17 protein-coding genes and 1 tRNA gene are annotated in these 19167 nt (G+C 67.3%); 7 read left to right on the top strand and 11 right to left on the bottom strand.

What is annotated here, in order from left to right; all coding sequences use genetic code 11:
* Positions 1-36: 36 nt before the first annotated feature.
* From D8I30_RS13795 to lexA, 3 genes are all read left to right on the top strand, one after another.
* Positions 37-1608 (top strand): LpqB family beta-propeller domain-containing protein, encoded by a 1572-nt coding sequence (locus D8I30_RS13795; RefSeq protein ID WP_240387258.1) that lies wholly within the window; start codon positions 37-39, stop codon positions 1606-1608.
* Positions 1559-2128: a prolyl oligopeptidase family serine peptidase gene (locus D8I30_RS14895; protein WP_240387259.1), complete on the top strand. Its 570-nt coding sequence runs from the start codon at positions 1559-1561 to the stop codon at positions 2126-2128. The genes D8I30_RS13795 and D8I30_RS14895 overlap by 50 nt, the downstream gene beginning before the upstream one ends.
* 119 nt (positions 2129-2247) lie before the next feature.
* Positions 2248-2955: a transcriptional repressor LexA gene (gene lexA / locus D8I30_RS13800; protein ID WP_121483237.1), complete on the top strand. Its 708-nt coding sequence runs from the start codon at positions 2248-2250 to the stop codon at positions 2953-2955.
* 158 nt (positions 2956-3113) lie between these two features.
* On the opposite strand, the gene D8I30_RS13805 is transcribed toward lexA, so the two are convergent.
* The gene (locus D8I30_RS13805) at positions 3114-5255 is read right to left on the bottom strand and encodes a ComEC/Rec2 family competence protein (protein ID WP_121483238.1); all 2142 of its coding nucleotides are present in this window, start codon (positions 5253-5255) and stop codon (positions 3114-3116) included.
* A 58-nt stretch (positions 5256-5313) separates the two neighbouring features.
* Between D8I30_RS13805 and gltX the strand changes: the two genes are divergently transcribed.
* Both gltX and gltA read left to right on the top strand, forming a co-directional pair.
* Positions 5314-6729: a glutamate--tRNA ligase gene (gene gltX, locus D8I30_RS13810; protein ID WP_121483239.1), complete on the top strand. Its 1416-nt coding sequence runs from the start codon at positions 5314-5316 to the stop codon at positions 6727-6729.
* 65 nt (positions 6730-6794) lie between these two features.
* Positions 6795-8096, top strand: a complete 1302-nt coding sequence (gltA, locus tag D8I30_RS13815) for a citrate synthase (protein ID WP_121483240.1) — start codon at positions 6795-6797, stop codon at positions 8094-8096.
* A 192-nt stretch (positions 8097-8288) separates the two neighbouring features.
* Here the strand turns inward: gltA and D8I30_RS13820 are convergent, their stop codons facing one another.
* The 5 genes from D8I30_RS13820 to clpX all read right to left on the bottom strand — a co-directional run bounded on the left by D8I30_RS13820 (position 8289) and on the right by clpX (position 13471).
* Positions 8289-8816 carry a hypothetical protein gene (locus D8I30_RS13820; protein WP_121483241.1) on the bottom strand — a complete coding sequence of 176 codons (528 nt, stop codon included), beginning with the start codon at positions 8814-8816 and terminating at the stop codon, positions 8289-8291.
* A gap of 128 nt (positions 8817-8944) precedes the next feature.
* Positions 8945-9021 (bottom strand) — tRNA-Val (locus D8I30_RS13825).
* Positions 9022-9067: 46 nt separating this feature from the next.
* Positions 9068-9343, bottom strand: coding sequence for an HU family DNA-binding protein (locus D8I30_RS13830; RefSeq protein ID WP_121483242.1), 276 nt, complete (start codon positions 9341-9343; stop codon positions 9068-9070).
* A gap of 185 nt (positions 9344-9528) precedes the next feature.
* The gene (lon, locus tag D8I30_RS13835) at positions 9529-11928 is read right to left on the bottom strand and encodes an endopeptidase La (RefSeq protein WP_121483243.1); all 2400 of its coding nucleotides are present in this window, start codon (positions 11926-11928) and stop codon (positions 9529-9531) included.
* A gap of 274 nt (positions 11929-12202) precedes the next feature.
* On the bottom strand, positions 12203-13471 hold the full coding sequence (gene clpX, locus D8I30_RS13840; RefSeq protein ID WP_121483244.1) for an ATP-dependent Clp protease ATP-binding subunit ClpX: 1269 nt from the start codon (positions 13469-13471) through the stop codon (positions 12203-12205).
* A gap of 193 nt (positions 13472-13664) precedes the next feature.
* Between clpX and D8I30_RS13845 the strand changes: the two genes are divergently transcribed.
* The gene (locus tag D8I30_RS13845; RefSeq protein ID WP_121483245.1) at positions 13665-14312 is read left to right on the top strand and encodes an HAD-IB family hydrolase; all 648 of its coding nucleotides are present in this window, start codon (positions 13665-13667) and stop codon (positions 14310-14312) included.
* A gap of 4 nt (positions 14313-14316) precedes the next feature.
* Here D8I30_RS13845 and D8I30_RS13850 read toward each other — a convergent pair whose 3' ends face one another.
* From D8I30_RS13850 to tig, 4 genes are all read right to left on the bottom strand, one after another.
* Complete coding sequence (locus D8I30_RS13850) at positions 14317-14637, bottom strand: hypothetical protein (protein ID WP_121483246.1); 321 nt, start codon at positions 14635-14637, stop codon at positions 14317-14319.
* A 122-nt stretch (positions 14638-14759) separates the two neighbouring features.
* Positions 14760-15401: an ATP-dependent Clp protease proteolytic subunit gene (locus D8I30_RS13855; RefSeq protein WP_121483247.1), complete on the bottom strand. Its 642-nt coding sequence runs from the start codon at positions 15399-15401 to the stop codon at positions 14760-14762.
* Positions 15402-15517: 116 nt separating this feature from the next.
* Positions 15518-16492 carry a hypothetical protein gene (locus D8I30_RS13860; protein ID WP_162938906.1) on the bottom strand — a complete coding sequence of 325 codons (975 nt, stop codon included), beginning with the start codon at positions 16490-16492 and terminating at the stop codon, positions 15518-15520.
* Positions 16493-16563: 71 nt separating this feature from the next.
* Positions 16564-17907 carry a trigger factor gene (tig, locus tag D8I30_RS13865; RefSeq protein WP_121483249.1) on the bottom strand — a complete coding sequence of 448 codons (1344 nt, stop codon included), beginning with the start codon at positions 17905-17907 and terminating at the stop codon, positions 16564-16566.
* A 172-nt stretch (positions 17908-18079) separates the two neighbouring features.
* Between tig and D8I30_RS13870 the strand changes: the two genes are divergently transcribed.
* The gene (locus D8I30_RS13870) at positions 18080-18793 is read left to right on the top strand and encodes an MBL fold metallo-hydrolase (RefSeq protein WP_121483250.1); all 714 of its coding nucleotides are present in this window, start codon (positions 18080-18082) and stop codon (positions 18791-18793) included.
* Between the two features lie 4 nt (positions 18794-18797).
* Here the strand turns inward: D8I30_RS13870 and D8I30_RS13875 are convergent, their stop codons facing one another.
* Positions 18798-19076 carry a hypothetical protein gene (locus tag D8I30_RS13875; RefSeq protein WP_121483251.1) on the bottom strand — a complete coding sequence of 93 codons (279 nt, stop codon included), beginning with the start codon at positions 19074-19076 and terminating at the stop codon, positions 18798-18800.
* Between the last annotated feature and the right edge of the window lie 91 nt (positions 19077-19167).

The raw sequence follows: 19167 nt of genomic DNA on the forward strand, positions 1-19167 counted from the left end.
TCCTATGATCCCCCCCGATCCAGAGGGGGATTTCACATGAACAAGTTCGCCTGGGCGGCCTGCGCCCTGATCCTGAGCGCCCATGCGCCGGCGCTGGCCCAGGCTGCGCCCGCCGCCCAAACCGCCCTGCCCGCCGCCGACGCGGGCCGCTTCACCCCCCAGGACCTGTTCGGCCTGGAGGTCGCCTCCGACGCCCAGATCAGCCCGGACGGCGGCCAGATCGCCTATGTCCGCCAGACGGCCGACATCATGACCGACCGGATGCGCCCTACCATCTGGCTGATCGACGTGAAGACCGGCCGCCATTCGCCCCTTGTCGCTTCGGCCGGCTCGCATCGCCAGCCGCGCTGGTCGCCGGACGGCACGCGCCTGTCCTACATCTCCAGCGCCGAGGGCGGCGCGCCCCAGTTGTTCGTACGCTGGATGGCGTCGGGAGAAGCGGTCCGCGTCACCAACCTGCCCAACACCCCGTCCAGCGTCAGCTGGTCGCCCAACGGCGAGCAGTTGGCCTATTCCGTCCTGGTCGCCGGCGACAAGCCCAGGATCGGCTCGCCCCTGGCCAAGCCCGAAGGCGCCCAGTGGGCCCCGCCGCTGGAGATCATCGACAGCGTCACCTACCGCTCCGACGGCCAGGGCTATCTGAAGCCCGGCTTCCGCCATGTCTTCGTCGTCGGCTCGCAGGGCGGCGGCGCGCGCCAGCTGACCCACGGCGACTTCCACCACGGCGGCGGCCTGACCTGGTCGGCCGATTCCCGCACGATCTATCTCAGCGCCAACCGCCGCCCCGACTGGCAGCGCGAGGCGAACGACAGCGAAATCTACGCCCTGGACGTCCAGACCGGCGGCCTGACCGCCCTGACCAGCCGCGCAGGCCCCGACAACGCCCCCGTCGCCTCGCCCGACGGCCGCCGCATCGCCTACCTCGGCTATGACGATAAGCGGATGGGCTATCACAACACCCGCCTCTATGTGATGGACGCCGACGGCTCGAACCGCCGCGTCCTGACCGAGAGCCTGGATCGTTCGGTCCAGTCGCCCACGTGGAGCCACGACGGCCGCTCGGTCTATGTCGCCTATGACGACCAGGGCCGCACCAAGGTCGCCCGCGTGGCGATGGACGGCGCCGTCACCCCCCTGATCGAGGACCTGACCGGCGACGACATCGGCCGTCCCTACACCGGCGGCGGCTTCACCGTGGCGGACGACGGCGCCATCGCCTACACGCGCGGAACGCCGACCCGCCCGGCCGACGTCCACGTCCTGAAGGGCGGCCGCAGCACCCAGCTGACCCGGCTGAACGCCGACTTCCTCGGCGCTCGCCGCCTGGGCGAGGTGCGCCGCATCCAGGTCGCCTCCTCCCACGACCAGCGCGCGGTCGAAAGCTGGCTGACCCTGCCGGCCGACTATGTCGAGGGGCAGCGCTATCCCCTGGTGCTGGAGATCCACGGCGGCCCCTTCGCCGCCTACGGCCCGCACTTCGCCACCGACAACCAGCTGTTCGCCGCTGCGGGCTACGCCGTCCTGTCGGTCAACCCGCGCGGCTCGACCTCCTACGGGGATGAAATTCGCCAACCTGATCCACCACAACTATCCGTCGAACGACTATGACGACCTGATCAGCAGCGTCGACGCCGTCATCGCTCAGGGCGTCGCCGATCCCAACCGCCTGTTCGTCACCGGCGGCTCGGGCGGCGGGGTGCTGACCAGCTGGATCGTCGGCAAGACTGACCGCTTCAAGGCCGCCGTGGTCCAGAAGCCCGTCATCGACTGGGCCAGCTTCGTGCTGACGGCCGACAACCCGGCCTTCTTCGCCCGCTACTGGTTCGGCGAATATCCGTGGGAGAACCCGGAGGCCTACTGGCGCCGGTCGCCGCTGTCGCTGGTCGGCAATGTGAAGACGCCGACCATGGTCGTCGTCGGCGACGAGGACTACCGCACCCCCGTCAGCGAGTCGGAGCAGTACTACACCGCCCTGCAACTGCGCGGCGTGCCCACGGCGCTGGTGAAAATTCCCGGCGTCGGCCACAGCCTGGCCGTCCGCCCGTCCCAGAACGCCGCCCGCATGAACGCCATGCTGGAATGGTTCAACCGCTACAAGGACGGCGCCCCGGCCGCGACGGCGCAATAAGGCCCTGCCCCGCGCCCGTCCTGCGGCGGGCGCGGGGCCAGCCTGGCGTTAGTTGACTTTTAACCAGAACACTTACAGAACATTCCGAACGGTTCACGCCTTGTTCTGGATTCGCCGCCATGCTCACGAAGAAACAGCACGAACTCCTGATGTTCATTCATGAGCGCATCCGCGAGACGGGCGTTTCGCCCTCCTTCGACGAGATGAAGGAGGCGCTGGATCTGGCGTCCAAGTCGGGCATCCACCGCCTGATCACGGCGCTAGAGGAACGCGGCTTCATCCGCCGCCTGGCCCATCGCGCCCGCGCGCTGGAGGTGGTGAAGCTGCCGGAACAGGCTACGACCGCCGCCCCGGCCAAGGGCCGCGCCCCCTTCAAGCCCGACGTCATCCAGGGCGGCGGCCTCGGTCCGCGCTCGACGGCCCTCGCCGACGCCGCCAACGACGTGCGCGAACTGCCCCTGCTGGGCAAGATCGCCGCCGGCACCCCGATCGCCGCCATCCAGCACGAGCGCGAGCGTCTGCCGGTTCCGGAGTCCATGCTGGGCGCGGGCGAACACTATCTGCTCGAGATCGAGGGCGACTCCATGATCGAGGCCGGCATCCTCGACGGCGACACCGTGATCATCAAACGGGTCGAGAACGCCTCCTCGGGCGAGATCGTCGTCGCCCTAGTCGAGGGCGAGGAAGCCACGCTGAAGCGGCTGCGAAAGAAGGGCCAGTCCATCGCGCTGGAGCCCGCCAACCGCGCCTATGAGACCCGCATCTTCGGCCCCGACCAGGTCGAGGTCCAGGGCAAGCTGGTCGGCCTGCTGCGCCGGTATCACTGAGGCCGGGCGCTCCTGCCCCGCGCCCATAAGAAGGCACCCCTTTCGCATCTCCGCTCATCCCGGCGGACGCCGGGATCCAGTGCTTTGGCTTCAAGCGGGCCCGTTTGAAGTCTGTCCGTCCTCTGGCGTCCTCTAGCCAGCGACAGCGCGTGCGGCCCTTACTGGATCCCGGCGTCCGCCGGGATGAGCGGGTTTAGAGGGTGCGCCGAGTTAGAACCGCCCCCGCTCCACGGCCGCCGTCCCCGGACCTCCGCCGCCCACAGGGCGCGCCAGCCGTCCGCACCGTCGCGCCACAACTCCACCGACCCGCCGCGCGCATGGTCCGCGCCGTCCAGCACCAGCCGCCCCTCGCATGATGGCGGCAGGGCCGCGATCACGGCCCGCACGCTGACGACCTCGGCGCTACGGCACAGCTGGTCCATCTGCTCCGCCCCCGGCGCCGCCTTGCCCCACCACAGGGCGAGCACGCCGCCCTCATGCTCCGGCGCGCAGAACGACCGCTTGCAACTCCAACCTTCCGACGGCCGCCCCACCGCCTCAAGCCCGCGCCGTCGCGACCACAGGTCGCTGGCGAAGCGACGCACCTCGGGCCGCATCACGACCGCCTGTTCCCCCTGCCGGAACGCGCCGTTGGCCCCGCCGTCGCCGATCCAGACATCCGGCGGCGCCGGGCGCGGCCAGATCAGGACCGCCGCCGCGAACGGCAGGCCCAGCCACCGCCACCGCCCACGCCACAGGCACATGAACAGAATGCCCAGGAAGGCGACCGGCAGGGCCGCCGCCGGAGCGCTGGGGATCGCCTGAACCGCGCCGGGCAGGCCGGCCGCCCAATGGCCGATGGCCAGCATGACCTCGACCGACTTGCCCGCCAGCCACAGAAAGGGCGCCCCCAGGCCCAACGGCTCCAGCGCCGCGCCCAGCGCCAGGGCCGGCATCATGATGAAGTCGGCCAGCGGCGCCGTCGCCAGGTTGGCGATCAGCCCATAAACGGCCGTGCGGTTGAAATGCTGCATGGCGAACGGCCCCGTCGCCATGCCCGCAACCAGGCTGGCGGCGCAGGCGGCCAGCAGCCACCTGCCGAACCGCTGCACCGCGACGATGGGCCAGGGCGCGGCGAACTCGCGGATGCGGCGCGGCCAGACCTCGACCAGGGCCACCAGGGCCGCCGTCGCCGCGAACGACATCTGGAACCCCGGCGTCACCACGGCCTCGGGCCGCAGCAGCAGGACGACGAAGGCCGCCGCCGCCAGCGCCCGCATGGTCACCGCCTGTCGGTCCGCCAATATGGCCAGGAAGGCGATGGAGGCCGTGACCGCCGCCCGTTCGGCGGGAGGCGGCGCGCCCGAGATGACCAGATAGGTCCCGACCGCGATCAGGCCTGCGACCGCCGCGACCTTCTTGCCTGATGTCCGCAGCACCAGCCACGGCCAGGCCGCGACCAGCAGGCGCACGGCGAAGAAGACAAAGCCCCCCACGACCGCCATGTGCAGGCCCGAGATCGACAGGATGTGCGCCAGCCCCGAATCTCGCATGGCGTCCAGGTCCGGGCTCTGGATCCAGGTCTCGTGTCCCGTGGTCATGGCCGCCGCCACCCCGCCCGTCCGCTCGCCCAACCGGGCCACGATGCGCTCGGCCAGGGCGTAGCGCATGGCGTTGACGCGCATCGCCATCCGCACCCGCCACGGCGGCCGGGCCAGGTCGGCGGGCCGCGTCGGCCCCAGGGCGAACAGCGTCCCGCCCATGCCCTGGAAATAGGCGTTGCGGCCGAAGTCATAGGCGCCGGGGCCGGCGGGCGGCGGCGGGGGATTCAGGATGCCGAACACGCGGATCGCCGCGCCGGGCGGCGGCGGCGCGCCCTTCACCGTGACCCGCAACCGCTGGGGCGTCGCCTCGGGCGCCAGGCCGCGCACGCGCACCGGCGCCACGACAACGCGGGCGCCGTTCTGGCCCGGCGAATCCACGTCCATGACCCAGCCCTCGACCTGGGTCGGCGCCATGTCCATCGGCGCGATCGGCGCCGCTGCGGCCTCGGCCCTCAGCTTGGCGATCGCCAGGCCGCCGCCGAAGCAGGCCACCATCAGCAGGAAGAGCGTCGCCGTACGCGGAAGGCCCCGAGCCCGGCCGACAAGCCAGGCGCCGAACAATCCAACGGCGACAATCGCCAGCGGCCACACGCCCGGCTCGGCCCTCAGCGCGAAATAGGCGGCGCACCCGGCGCCGAAGCAGACGGACGACCACAGGGGCCAGCGATCCGCCTGGGTCCGAACGTCGTGATGCAGACTGTCAATTAACCGGGCCATGAGGGTTCGCTTCCCCACGGGCGAGCGTATAAGACCCTGCCCTATGGACCCTGCCTCTATGACCTCCCCGTCTTCGACCGTCGTCACCCGCTTCGCCCCCTCGCCTACAGGCTACCTGCATATCGGCGGCGCGAGAACCGCGTTATTCAACTGGCTCTACGCCAAGGGACGCGGCGGCAAATTCCTGATCCGCATCGAGGATACGGACCGCGAGCGTTCGACGGACGACGCGGTGAAGGCCATCTTCGACGGCCTGTCCTGGCTGGAGCTGTTCGGCGACGAAGAGCCGGTCTTCCAGTTCAGCCGCGCCGACCGTCACCGCGAGGTCGTGAACCAGTTGCTGGCGACCGGCCACGCCTATCGCGACTTCCTGACCGCGGACGAGACCACGATCCTGCGTGACCAGGCCAAGGCCGAGGGCCGCGACTTCGTCTCGCCCTGGCGCGACCGCGCGCCCAGCGTCGACGACCTGGCCAAGCCGCACACCGTGCGCTTCCGCCGCCCGCTGGATCAGGCCGTGGCGGTCGACGACGCCGTGCAGGGCACGGTGCGCTGGGAATCGTCTGCGCTGGACGATCTGGTCATCCTGCGTTCGGACGGGGCGCCGACCTACAACCTGGCCGTGGTGGTGGACGACCACGACATGGGCGTGACCCACGTCATCCGCGGCGACGACCACCTCAACAACGCCGCCCGTCAGAGCCTGATCTACGACGCGCTCGGCTGGACGCGCCCGACCTTCGCCCACATCCCGCTGATCCACGGCCCCGACGGGGCCAAGCTCAGCAAGCGCCACGGCGCCCAGGCGGTGCATGAATACGCCGACATGGGCTATCTGCCCGAGGCCATGCGCAACTACCTGGCCCGCCTGGGCTGGGCCCACGGCGACGACGAGCTGTTCAGCGACGAGCAGGCCCTGGCCTGGTTCGACCTGACCGGGGTCAACAAGGCGCCCGCCCGCCTGGACTTCGACAAGCTGGCTCACGTCAACGCCCACTGGCTGCGCCTGGCCGACGACGACCGCCTGGCCAAGCTGACCCTGGACGCCCACCTGGTGCGCGGCCGCACGCTGGAGCCCGACGACGAGGCGCGCCTGCTGCGGGCCATGCCCTTCGTGAAGGACCGCGCCAAGACCATCCCGGAGCTGGCCGACCAGACCGCCTTCGTGCTGCAAGCGCGACCCCTGGTCCTCAACGAGAAATCCCTCGGCCTGCTGCAGGGAGAAGGCGGCGCTCGAATTTCACGTCTCCGTGAACGGCTCAGCCTGTTTCAGAGCTGGGACGTTTTCGCTCTGGAATCAGAGCTTAAGGTGTTTGCCGAAGAGGAAGGCGTAGGCTTCGGAAAAATCGGACCTTCCCTCCGCGCAGCCCTGACGGGCGGCGCGCCATCCCCGGATATCGCGCGGACTTTGGCCGCTCTCGGCCGCGACGAAAGTCTCGGACGCTTGGATGATGCGCTGCAACAGACTAAGTGAACACCATAACCACACAGGGCCGCACGCCTCCCCGCGCCAGGTCCAAGGAAGAACAAGGGGCCTAGATGACTGAACAAGCGAAACCCGCCGGCTCGGCGACCCTGTCGTACGGCGACAAGAGCGTCGACCTTCCCGTCCTGTCCGGCTCGACCGGCCCGGACGTCATCGACATCCGCAAGCTGTACGCCGGCACCGGCGCCTTCACCTTCGACCCGGGCTTCACCTCGACCGCCTCGTGCGAATCGGGCCTGACCTACATCGACGGCGACGAAGGCGTGCTGCTGCACCGCGGCTATCCGATCGACCAACTGGCCTCGAAGTCGAACTTCCTGGAAGTCTGCCACCTGCTGCTGCACGGCGAACTGCCCAACGCGGCCGAGTACGAGAAATTCGAGCAGAACGTCACGCGGCACACCATGCTGCACGCTCAGTTCGACCGCTTCTTCGAAGGCTTCCGCCGCGACGCCCATCCGATGGCGATCATGGTCGGCACCGTCGGCGCCCTGTCGGCCTTCTACCACGACAGCCTGGACATCCATGACCCGGTCCAGCGCGACATCTCGGCCATCCGCCTGATCGCCAAGATGCCGACGATCGCGGCCCGCGCCTACAAGTACCACGTCGGCCAGCCCTTCATCTCGCCGCGCAACGACCTGTCGTACGCCGAGAACTTCCTGCGCATGTGCTTCGCCGTGCCGGCCGAGGACTATCACGTCGATCCGGCCCTGGTGCGCGCCATGGACCGCATCTTCATCCTGCACGCCGACCACGAGCAGAACGCCTCGACCTCGACCGTCCGCCTGGCCGGTTCGTCGGGCGCCAATCCGTTCGCCTGTATCGCCGCCGGCATCGCCTGCCTGTGGGGCCCCTCGCACGGCGGCGCCAACGAAGAGGCGCTGAACATGCTGAAGGAAATCGGCACGCCCGAGCGCATCCCCGAGTTCATCGAGGGCGTGAAGGCCCGCAAGTACAAGCTGATGGGCTTCGGCCACCGCGTGTACAAGAACTACGACCCGCGCGCCAAGGTCATGCAGCAGTCGGCCTATGAAGTCCTCGCCGCCACGGGCCGCGAGAACGACCCGCTGTTCCTGGTCGCCAAGGAGCTGGAACGCGTCGCCCTGCAGGATGAGTACTTCACCTCGCGCAAGCTGTTCCCGAACGTCGACTTCTATTCGGGCATCACACTGTCGGCCATGGGCTTCCCGACCACCATGTTCACCGTGCTGTTCGCCCTGGCGCGCACCGTGGGCTGGATCGCCCAGTGGCAGGAAATGATGGCCGATCCGTCGCAGAAGATCGGCCGCCCGCGTCAGCTGTACACCGGCCCGACGCAGCGCGACTTCGTGCCGCTGGCCGAGCGCGGCTGACTCGTCGCACGACGCTGAATGCAGAAACGCCGGGGCGAAAGCTCCGGCGTTTTCAATTTCACACCCCTCGCGCTTGACGAGGCCGTCAGACGTCATACGCCCTGAGAAGCGCCACAAGCTGGGCGAGGTTGGCGGCGCCGGTCTTGTCGAACAGGTGGCGCACATGGGCGCGCACCGTGCCCATCGCCATCCCTATTCACCCAGCACAAGGGTGGTGCGGATCGCCTGGCGTGCGCGGTAGGCCAGAAGTGCAAAGATGCGGCGATCCTCGGCCTCGACATTGCCCTGGGCCCTGCCCCGCATCACCGCCATGCCGATTTGAACGCCCGGCTCGCGGACGAGGGTCGTCAGGCAGATGAAAGGAATATCGGCCCTGTCGATCAGGTCCCCGTAAGCGGGGTTGCGGCGCGAGTCCGCTTCGGTGGTGAAGCTCGTCTCATCGAGCACCCGCATCACGGGGGCCGCGCCGCCGATGCGAATACGGGAATTGACGCCTGGATGATGGCCGTTGACCTCGGCCCACTGGCGTCGCAGGTCAGGATCCATGTCCGGCAAGCGATTGAAGGCCGGGCCTTCCCTCCCACCGATGGCGATCAACTGGCCGAACCGACCGCCCGTGGCCGCTGCGACGGCGCGCAAAGCCTCGTCCCAGGCTTGCGGATCGAAGGCGGCGTCCTCGATCCGGGCCATGGCGGCCTTGATCAGGTCCTGCCTGCTCATCCTCGCCCCTCGCGCATCGCCCGGACACAAGCATTTCAGCGTTATCCGCAAATCTTGCGAAAGCAAGACAGGCGCGATCGGCCGCAAATTGGTCAGCGCGCCTGCGAAGGTCTGATTTTCCAGGGAAATGGTAGGCGGCGACGGGTTCGAACCGCCGACCCTCTCGGTGTAAACGAGATGCTCTGACCAGCTGAGCTAGCCGCCCCCATTGTTCCGACTCGTACCGGAGCGGGCTTCATGCCCTGTGGCGCTCAGCCGTTCAAGGCGCTTTTCAGGCCCTCGCCGGGACGGAACCGCGCCGTGCGCGAGGCCGGGCGGGCGATCGGTTCGCCGGTCTGGGGGTTGCGAGCCACGCCGGCCTTGCGGTCCACGGCGATGAAGCTCCCGAAGCCCACCAGGCGGACGTCGCGCCCTTGCGCCAACGAGCCCGTCACCTGATCGGTGAAGGCCTCCAGGGCCAGCTTGGCCTGGTCGCGGCTGATGCCCGCCGCCTCGGCCATGCGGCCGATCAGTTCCGTCTTGGTCATGTCTGCGGCTCCCCTCGCGAACGCAGCGCGCACTTAAGCGGCTGTCGCGGCACAGGTCAAAACGAGGCGGGGGCCCGGCGTCCCGGCATCCGCCGGGATGAGCGAGCGTTAGGGCAGCAGCCGCCAAGGAAAAAGGCGGCCCGGATCGCTCCGAGCCGCCTTCCCATGTCGTCAGAGACCGTGCGTCAGTGGCTGACGCCGGCGCCCTCGCCCGCCGTCGGCGTCGTGGGCGTCGGCAGCAGGGGTTCGGCCGCCTCGTCCCATTCCACGGCCTTGGGCGTGCCGGTCAGGGCCCACTTCAGCGCCTCGTCGGCGGTGGAGATCGGCACGATCTCGAGACCCGCCTTCACATTCTCGGGCACGTCCTCCAGGTCCTTCTCGTTCTCCTGAGGAATCAGGACCGTCTTCACGCCCGCACGCAGGGCCGCCAGCAGCTTCTCCTTCAGACCGCCGATGGCGGTGACCCGGCCGCGCAGGGTGATCTCGCCGGTCATGGCGATGTCCTTGCGGATCGGGATGCCCGTCAGGACAGAGACCATGGCCACGGTCATGGCCACGCCCGCCGAAGGGCCGTCCTTGGGCGTGGCGCCGTCCGGCACGTGGACGTGGATGTCGCTCTTCTCGAACATCGGCGGCTTGACGCCGATGCTCAGCGCGCGGCTGCGGACATAGGAGGCCGCCGCCGAGATCGACTCCTTCATGACCTCCTTCAGGTTGCCGGTCACGGTCATGCGGCCGCGGCCCGGCATCTTCAGGGCTTCGATGGTCAGGATGTCGCCGCCGAACTCGGTCCACGCCAGGCCCGTGACGATGCCGACCTGATCCTCGGCGTCCGTCTCGCCGTAGCGGAACTTCTTAACGCCCGCGTATTCGGCCAGCTTGGCGCTGTCGACCGTGATCGAGGCGGCCTTGGTCTTGGCCATCTCGCGGACGGCCTTGCGGGCCAGCCCGCCCAGGGCGCGCTCAAGGGAGCGGACGCCCGCTTCGCGCGTGTAGTAGCGGATCAGTTCGCGGATCGTCTCTTCCGGGACGATCAGTTCGCCGTCCTTGAGGCCGTGGTCCTTCATCTGCTTGGGCAGGACATGACGCTTGGCGATCTCGACCTTCTCGTCCTCGGTGTAACCCGAGACCCGGATGATCTCCATGCGGTCCATCAGCGGCTGCGGCATGTTCAGGCTGTTGGCCGTGGTGACGAACATCACCTGGGACAGATCGTAGTCGACCTCCAGATAGTGGTCGCCGAAGGTCGAGTTCTGGGCCGGGTCCAGCACCTCCAGCAGCGCCGAGGACGGGTCGCCGCGCCAGTCGGCGCCCAGCTTGTCGATCTCGTCCAGCAGGATGAAGGCGTTGGTCGTCTTCGCCTTCTTCATCGCCTGGATGATCTTGCCGGGCATGGAGCCGATGTAGGTGCGGCGGTGGCCGCGGATCTCGGCCTCGTCGCGCACGCCGCCCAGCGACATGCGGACGTATTCACGCCCCGTCGCCTTGGCGATGGACTGGGCCAGCGAGGTCTTGCCGACGCCCGGAGGACCGACCAGGCACAGGATCGGCCCCTTCAGGCTGCCGGTGCGCGCCTGAACGGCCAGATACTCGATGATCCGTTCCTTGACCTTCTCCAGGCCGTAGTGATCCTCCTCGAGGATGTCCTCGGCCTTCTGCAGGTCGATCGGCTTGGTCTTGGCCTTGCCCCACGGGATCGACAGCAGCCAGTCGAGGTAGTTCCGCACCACGGTCGATTCCGCCGACATGGGCGACATATTGCGCAGCTTCTTCAGCTCCGCCTCGGCCTTGATGCGGGCCTCCCTGGACAGGCGCGTCTTCTTGATGCGCTTTTCCAGCTCCAGCAGTTCGTCGCGAGCGTCGTCGGTCTCGCCCAGCTCGCGCTGGATCGCCTTCATCTGCTCGTTCAGATAATACTCGCGCTGGGTCTTCTCCATCTGCCGCTTCACGCGGCTGCGAATCTTCTTCTCGACCTGCAGGACGCTGATTTCGCCTTCCATCAGGCCATAGACCTTCTCCAGCCGCGCCGGGACGGCGACGGTTTCGAGCAGGCCCTGCTTGTCGGCGATCTTCACCGACAGATGGGCGGCGACCGAGTCCGCCAGCTTGGACGGATCGGTGATCTGGGGAATGGCGCTGAGGGCCTCGGGGGGGACCTTCTTGTTCAGCTTCACATAGTTTTCGAACTGCTCGACCACGGCGCGCAGCAGGGCTTCGCTCTGCGAAGGATCACCGGCCTCGTCCTCGATCTCGACGGCCTCGGCCTCGTAATATTCCTCGCGGTCCGTAAAGCGCGTCAGACGCGCCCGCGACTTGCCCTCGACCAGCACCTTCACCGTGCCGTCGGGCAGCTTCAGCAGTTGCAGCACGGTGGCCAGGACGCCGATCGGGAAGATGGCGTCCGCCGTCGGGTCGTCGTCGACCGAGTTCTTCTGGGTGGCGAGCAGAATCTGCTTCTCGCCCTTCATGATCTCGTCGAGGGCGCGCACCGACTTTTCGCGCCCGACGAACAGCGGCACAACCATGTGCGGAAAGACGACGATGTCTCTCAGCGGCAGGACAGGGAGGATTTTGCTCTCGGTCATGATGCGTACTTTCCGGGGCCTTCGTGAATCTCCGGCCCGCCGAACTCGATCCGTTTCGGCGTTACTGCCTCTTCGTCCCGACTCGACCCGCTGTTTTCAGCGGCTTTCGTGTGAGTATGTGGTTCTGTCTGGACGCGGTTCAAGCGTGGCGGGCCTGCGGCCCACAGAAGCGTGAAAAAGCGTGTGATTTCAGTCTGGCTGTCCGCCGCGCCAGAAACGATTAAGGGGCGGCCCGTGGCGAGCCGCCCCTTTTTCGCTTGGATAGGCCCCGGCGTCAGGCGGCGCCGTCGGCCGTCTTTTTCTTGGTTTCCGAATAGATCAGCAGCGGCTGGGCCTTGCCCTCGATCACCTCAGCGTTGACCACGACCTCCTCGACGCCTTCGAAGGTCGGCAGTTCGAACATGGTCTCCAGCAGCACGCCCTCCAGGATGGAGCGCAGGCCGCGGGCGCCGGTCTTGCGGGTGATCGCCTTCTTGGCCACCGCCGACAGGGCGTCGTCGGTGAAGGTCAGGGTGACGTTCTCCATCTCGAATAGACGCTTGTACTGCTTGACCAGGGCGTTCTTCGGCTCGGTCAGGATGGTGACCAGGGCGGCTTCGTCCAGGTCCTCCAGCGTCGCCAGGACCGGCAGACGGCCGATGAACTCGGGGATCAGGCCGAAGCGCATCAGGTCGTCCGGCTCGACGCCCTTCAGGATTTCGCCCGTGCGGCGCTCGTCGATCTCCTTGACCTTGGCGCCGAAGCCGATCGAGGCCCCCTCGCCGCGCGCCGAGATCACCTTCTCCAGGCCGGCGAAGGCGCCGCCGACGATGAACAGGATGTTGGCGGTGTCGACCTGCAGGAACTCCTGCTGCGGATGCTTGCGTCCGCCCTGCGGGGGCACGGAGGCGACGGTGCCTTCCATGATCTTCAGCAGGGCCTGCTGCACGCCCTCGCCCGACACGTCGCGGGTGATCGACGGATTGTCAGACTTGCGCGAGATCTTGTCGATCTCGTCGATATAGACGATGCCGCGCTGGGCCCGCTCGACGTTGTAGTCCGAGGCCTGAAGCAGCTTCAGGATGATGTTCTCGACATCCTCGCCCACATAACCGGCTTCGGTCAGGGTCGTGGCGTCGGCCATGGTGAACGGCACGTCGATGATGCGCGCCAGCGTCTGGGCCAGCAGCGTCTTGCCCGAGCCGGTCGGCCCGATCAGCATGATGTTCGACTTGGCCAGTTCGACGTCGTTGTTCTTCGTCGCGTGGTTCAGGCGCTTGTAGTGGTTGTGCACCGCGACCGAGAGCACCTTCTTGGCGTGGGCCTGGCCGATGACGTAGTCGTCCAGGACGTCGCGGATCTCCTTCGGCGTGGGCACGCCGTCCTTGGAGGTCTTGAACGCGATCTTGTGCTCTTCGCGGATGATGTCCATGCACAGTTCGACGCATTCATCGCAGATGAACACCGTCGGGCCCGCGATCAGCTTGCGGACCTCGTGCTGGCTCTTGCCGCAGAACGAGCAGTAGAGCGTGCTTTTGGCGTCTGTGCCGGCGGCTTTGGTCATAGACCCTTCTCACTCTCCGCGATCCGGCCCGACATGGGACGAAAGGCGCTTCCCTCACGATCGATCCAGAATCTATCGTCGAAGGTCTTCAAAAAATGACAATCACCCATCACACGTTCCGCCACAACCCCGTTGCGGCGCTGCAACGCGCTTCGGGAAGCGGACACGACAGATAATATGGGGATCACGGCGAATGTCTGACATGGGCGCCACGACAAGTTTTCACCAGACCCCCGCTGAGGGGCGCCGCGTGGTGGCCTTCGACTTCGACGGCACCTTGACGATTCGCGACAGCTTCACCGCCTTCCTGCGCCGTCGCGCGGGGGCGGCGGGCTGGGCGACGGGTTTGATCCGCATGGCGCCGGCGCTGGCCGGATACCTGCGCGACCACGACCGGGGCCGCATCAAGGCCGCCGCGGTGCGCCAGTTCCTTCGCGGGCTGGAACGCGCGGCCCTCGAGGCCGAGGCCGAGCGGTTCGCCGATGCGGTCTGGACCGACTTCATGCGCCCGGACGCCCTCGCCTGCTGGGACGAGTGGGGCCGGCGCGGCGCGCATCGCGTCATCGTGACCGCGTCGCCCGAGACGACCGTCGCGCCCTTCGCCCGCCGCCTGGGCGCCGAGAATCTGATCGGCACCCGCCTCGCCTTCGACGGACAGGATCGGGTGATCGGCGCCTTCATCGGCGAAAACTGTCGCGGCGAAGAGAAGATGGTGCGCCTGCGCGCCGCCTATGGCGCCGATGTCCAGGTCGTCGCCGCCTATGGCGACACCTCGGGCGACGCCCAGATGATCGCCGCCGCCGAGGAAAAGGGCTTCCGCGTCTTCACCGGCCGCCCGTGAACCGTCAGCGCCCTTCGGCGTCGACGTCGAAATTGAGCGGCTTGCCGCGCGAGGCGGGGTTCCAGCCCGCTTCGATCGCCGCCGCCACCGCGTTGCGGACGTGCTCGAGATTGACCCTCTGCTTCTCCAGATCGGGTCGGCCGTTGGCCCGCATGGGCATGGGGAACTGGACGATCGCCTCGCGCTTGAAGTCCTTCAGGCGCAGCGACAGGGCCATGCCCTCCCACTGACGGCCGGGCAGCGGCCGCGGCTGGCGGCGGACTTCCCATTCATAGACGTCGCCGTCGACTTCGACGGTCCCGCTGGAATCGCGCGTGTTCTGCATGGCCGCCTGATAGCACGAAAGACGCTCCGGGACGCTCGACGCCCAAAAACGCTTCGAGGCGGAGTCCGTCTCCGGGCCCCGCCTCGCTGCTGATCACACCGAACCCTGCCGGATCAGCCGGATCAGGGCGCCTTAACGCCGTCGTCGTCGGCCTGGGTCCGCTTGTCATAGACGTGGTCGACCAGGCCCCAGGCCTTGGCTTCCTCGGCGGTCATGAAGTGATCGCGGTCCAGGGTGCGCTCGACCTCCTCATAGGTGCGGCCGGTGTGGTGGACGTAGATTTCGTTCAGGCGACGCTTGGTGGCGATGATGTCCTCGGCGTGGCGCTCGATGTCCGAGGCCGTGCCGCGGAACCCGCCCGAGGGCTGGTGCACCATGACCCGCGCGTTCGGCAGGGCGATGCGCTGACCCGCCTCGCCCGCCGCCAGGATCAGCGAGCCGGCCGAGGCGGCCATGCCCATGACCACGGTCGAGACCGGCGACTTGATGTATTGCATGGTGTCGTAGATCGCGAGCGCCGAGGTCACCTGACCGCCGGGGCTGTTGATGTACATGCTGATCTCCTTCTTCGGATTTTCCGATTCCAGGAACAGCAGCTGGGCGCAGATCAGCGAGGCCATGCCGTCCTCGAACGGGCCGGTCAGGAAGATGATCCGCTCGCGCAGCAGACGCGAAAAGATGTCGAAGGCCCGCTCGCCACGGCTGGATTGCTCCACCACCATGGGCACCAGGTTGTTGGAGATGTAGTCGATCGGATCGCGCATGAAGGCCTTCTCGAATGCTTGAGGGGCGCGACTCACCGAGCGCGCGCCTGTCTCCCTACGATATCGCGTCGCTGACGACGGTACGCAAGGCGTCACGATCAGACGAAGGTTTTGGGTTAGTGCGCCGCTTCCGATTCGCTGGCCGCCTCGCGTTCGGCGCGGCGGATGTCCCGCGTGATGCTTGCAGCATGATCGGAAGGATTGATGCGTTCAGGGTAGGCGTCATAGAGGGAGGCAAGGTAGGCCTTGTCCCATCCCGACAACCCCCGAACCGATCCGGGTCTGCTGAAGAGATTGAGCACCGTATCGTGCCGACTGGTGTCGCCGTCAGGATCAATCTGCGCCAGCGCCACCAAGGCAAGATAGTCGCCTAGCTCAGGAAGCAGCACCCCCTCCACCTTCGCGAGATCGACAATAATAATGACCTTGATCAGATTGTCGGCAATGGCGCGCCCCTTGTTCATCCGGCCACCTCCGGGGACGTAGATTGGATCTATATCGCCCGGCATTCGGATAGCCCGGGCGCCCGTAAGGCCGACGACGGGCAGGCTGACGTGCCACCAACGGATGGGCTGCCCTGAGCTCTCAAAGGCGTCCAGCGCTTGGGATCCTCGGTCTAATTGCGAGCTCCAGCGCACTCTGAAGGCCTGAGGTCGAGCCGTCACCAAGGCCGAAGCCAGACCCGCGCCGTCATCTGCAAAAAGGATGATGACGTTTGGCCGACATCCAGGCTCTCGAATTCTCAAACCATAGGTGCTCGCGACACCGGCGATATGGTCGATCAACGGCTGGGCGATCTCCTGGCCGATGTTCACAGTCCCAATACAGACATCGTCGTTCCAGCGCGCCAGTCCTCGACCAGGCGGCGGCGCAGCGACTTCATCAACGAAGGTCTGAACCTCGTCACGGAGACTGCGGCCGGAAACCACAACATCACCAAGCCGGACAGGCGTGTCCTCCATGGTCGCCGACGGCGGGCCCTCCTGCGGCGCCGCCCCGGATATCGTCCCGGCCATCAGTAACGCTGTCGCCCACGCCAACATCCGAGCCCTCAAGAAGAAACCTGAAAGAACGCGGGTATGATATCGCATCCATCCTGCAACGCAAAAAGGGGCGGTCCTTGTGGGACCGCCCCTTCATGTGTCGTCCGGATCGACGAGGATCAGGCCTCGTCGTCTTCCTTCAGCAGCTCTTCCTTGGTGATCGGCTCGTCCTTCACCTCGGCGACCGAGACGATCAGGTCGACGACCTTCTCCTCATAGATCGGCGCGCGCAGCTGGGCGGCGGCGTTCGGGTTCTGGCGATAGAAGTCCAGCACCATGCGCTCCTGGCCCGGATAGTTGCGGGCTTCGGCCATGATGGCGTTCGACAGTTCCTGATCCGACACGCCGACGTTGTTGGCGCGGCCGATCTCGGCCAGGACCAGGCCCAGGCGCACGCGGCGCTCGGCGATCTTCTTGTACTCGGCCTTCAGTTCGTCGTCCGACTTCTTGGCGTCCTCTTCCGGCAGCTGGCCGGCGTCCTTGTCGGCCGAAACCTGGGCCCAGATGCCTTCGAACTCGGCGTCCACCATCTTCGGCGGCAGCGGGAAGTCGTGGCCTTCGTCCAGCACGTCCAGCAGGGCGCGCTTCAGCTTGAAGCGGGTGGCGCCGGCGTACTGCTGGTTCAGGTTGGACTTCAGCAGTTCCTTCAGCTGGTCCAGCGACTCGAGGCCGATGCGCTTGGCGAACTCGTCGTCGACCTTGGATTCGACCTCGGCCTTGATGGCCTTGACGGTGACGTCGAAGGTCGCGGCCTTACCGGCCAGGTGCTTGGCCTGGTAGTCTTCCGGGAAGGTGACCTCGATGGTCTTCTCTTCGCCGACCTTGGCGCCCTTCAGCTGCTCTTCGAAGCCGGGGATGAAGCGGCCCGAGCCGATCACCAGGTCGGCGTCGGTGGCGGCGCCGCCGTCGAAGGCCTCGCCGTCGATCTTGCCGACGAAGTCGATGGTCAGCTGGTCGCCGTCGGCGGCCTTGACCGTCTTGCCCTTCTTGTCCTCGTAGGACTTGGCCTGCGAGGCCAGTTCCTTCAGCGCCTCGTCCAGGTCCTCTTCCGAGGCCTCGTAGGTCGGGCGGGTCAGCTTCAGGGTCTTGGGGTCCACCGGGGTGAATTCCGGCATGACTTCCAGCGACATTTCATAGGCCAGGTCTTCCTGACCGGCGATGACCTTGTCCATGTCCGAGGTCAGCTTCATCTCGGCCGGCGCGGCCGGACGGATCTTCAGCTCCTCAAGGGCGCCCTGGCTGGTCTCGTTCAGCGAGGCGTTGATGATCTCGCCCATGAAGTCGCGGCCGAAGGTCTTCTTGACGTGCGAGACCGGCACCTTGCCCGGACGGAAGCCCTTCAGCTTCATCTGCGGGGCCATTTCCTTGATGCGGGCGTCGAGCTTCTCATTCAGCTCGGCGACGGGAATGGTCACCGCGATCACGCGGCTGAGGCCTTCGTTCGACTTTTCGACGACTTGCATGGTCGGGTATCTGACGCTCTGTGGCGACGCCGCAAAGGCGCGCGGTGGATAAAGCAACAGGGCCGCCCCTTTCGGGAGCGGCGCCTCGGAGCCCGCCCTTATGTCGAGAAGGGGCCGAGACGTCAACGCAACGCGGTTCCTTTGTGCCCATCGGGCCGCTATCTCAATCGACATGAGCCAGTCACCCTCCTCTTCCGGCGCCCCCATCGGCGTCTTCGTCACGCCCGTCACCCCGCTGCAGCAGAACTGCACCACCGTTTGGTGCACGAAGACGAAGAAGGCCGCCGTCATCGATCCGGGCGGCTCGGTCGACGCCGTCCTGGGCGAGATCGCGCGGCGCGGGCTGACGCTGGACGCCATCTGGATCACCCACGGCCACCTGGACCATGCGGGCGCCGCCGCCGAGATGCAGGAGAAGACCGGCCGCGACATCGTGGGGCCCCACGCCGAGGACCAGTTCTGGATCGATCTGATTCCGACCCAGGGTCAGAAGTACGGCCTGCCCGAGGCTCGCAGCTTCACCCCCACGCGGTTCCTGGCCGACGGCGAGACGCTGGCCCTGGGCGAGACGACCTGGGAAGTGATCCACTGTCCCGGCCACACTCCGGGGCATGTCATCTTCTTCAACCGCGAAGCGCGTTTCGCCCAGGTCGGCGACGTGCTGTTCCAGGGTTCGATCGGCCGCACGGACTTCCCGCGCAGCGACCATCAGGCCCTGCTGACGGCGATCACGACCAAGCTCTGGCCGCTCGGCGACGACGTGACCTTCGTGCCGGGCCATGGGCCGCACTCGACCTTCGGGGCCGAGCGGCGGACCAATCCCTTCGTCTCGGACAACGCCATGCGGGCGGCGCCGATCGTTCGCCCGGCCTCCGGTCCGGCCTGACGCCTCAGCGCGCAGCCAGAAGGCCGATCAGGACGCCGATCCCCAGGGCATAGAGCGTCGCGCGCAGCGGCTCGTCGCGAATCGCCTCGCAGGCGCGCTCGCCGCGATGGCGCGCCCACGCACGCATTTCCGCCGCGTCCTCGCGCACGGCGCGGTGCAGGGGGCGAGGACGCGCACCCGCGGCCAGGACGGCGTCGGCCGCGCCTTCCAGCCGATCGCTTTCGGCCGAGCGGCCCTCGGTGATGTCCTCAGGCGATGGCGCGCCGTCGTTGGAAAACGACATGGGACTGCACTCCTCTTCGACTCTCCGAGCCTCGTTGAACCCGTCGGGTTCATCGCGGTTCCAAGCTCCGCCCGCCGACGACCGTTCAAAG

The organism is Brevundimonas naejangsanensis, from assembly GCF_003627995.1.
GTDB classification, from domain to species: Bacteria; Pseudomonadota; Alphaproteobacteria; order Caulobacterales; family Caulobacteraceae; genus Brevundimonas; species Brevundimonas naejangsanensis_B.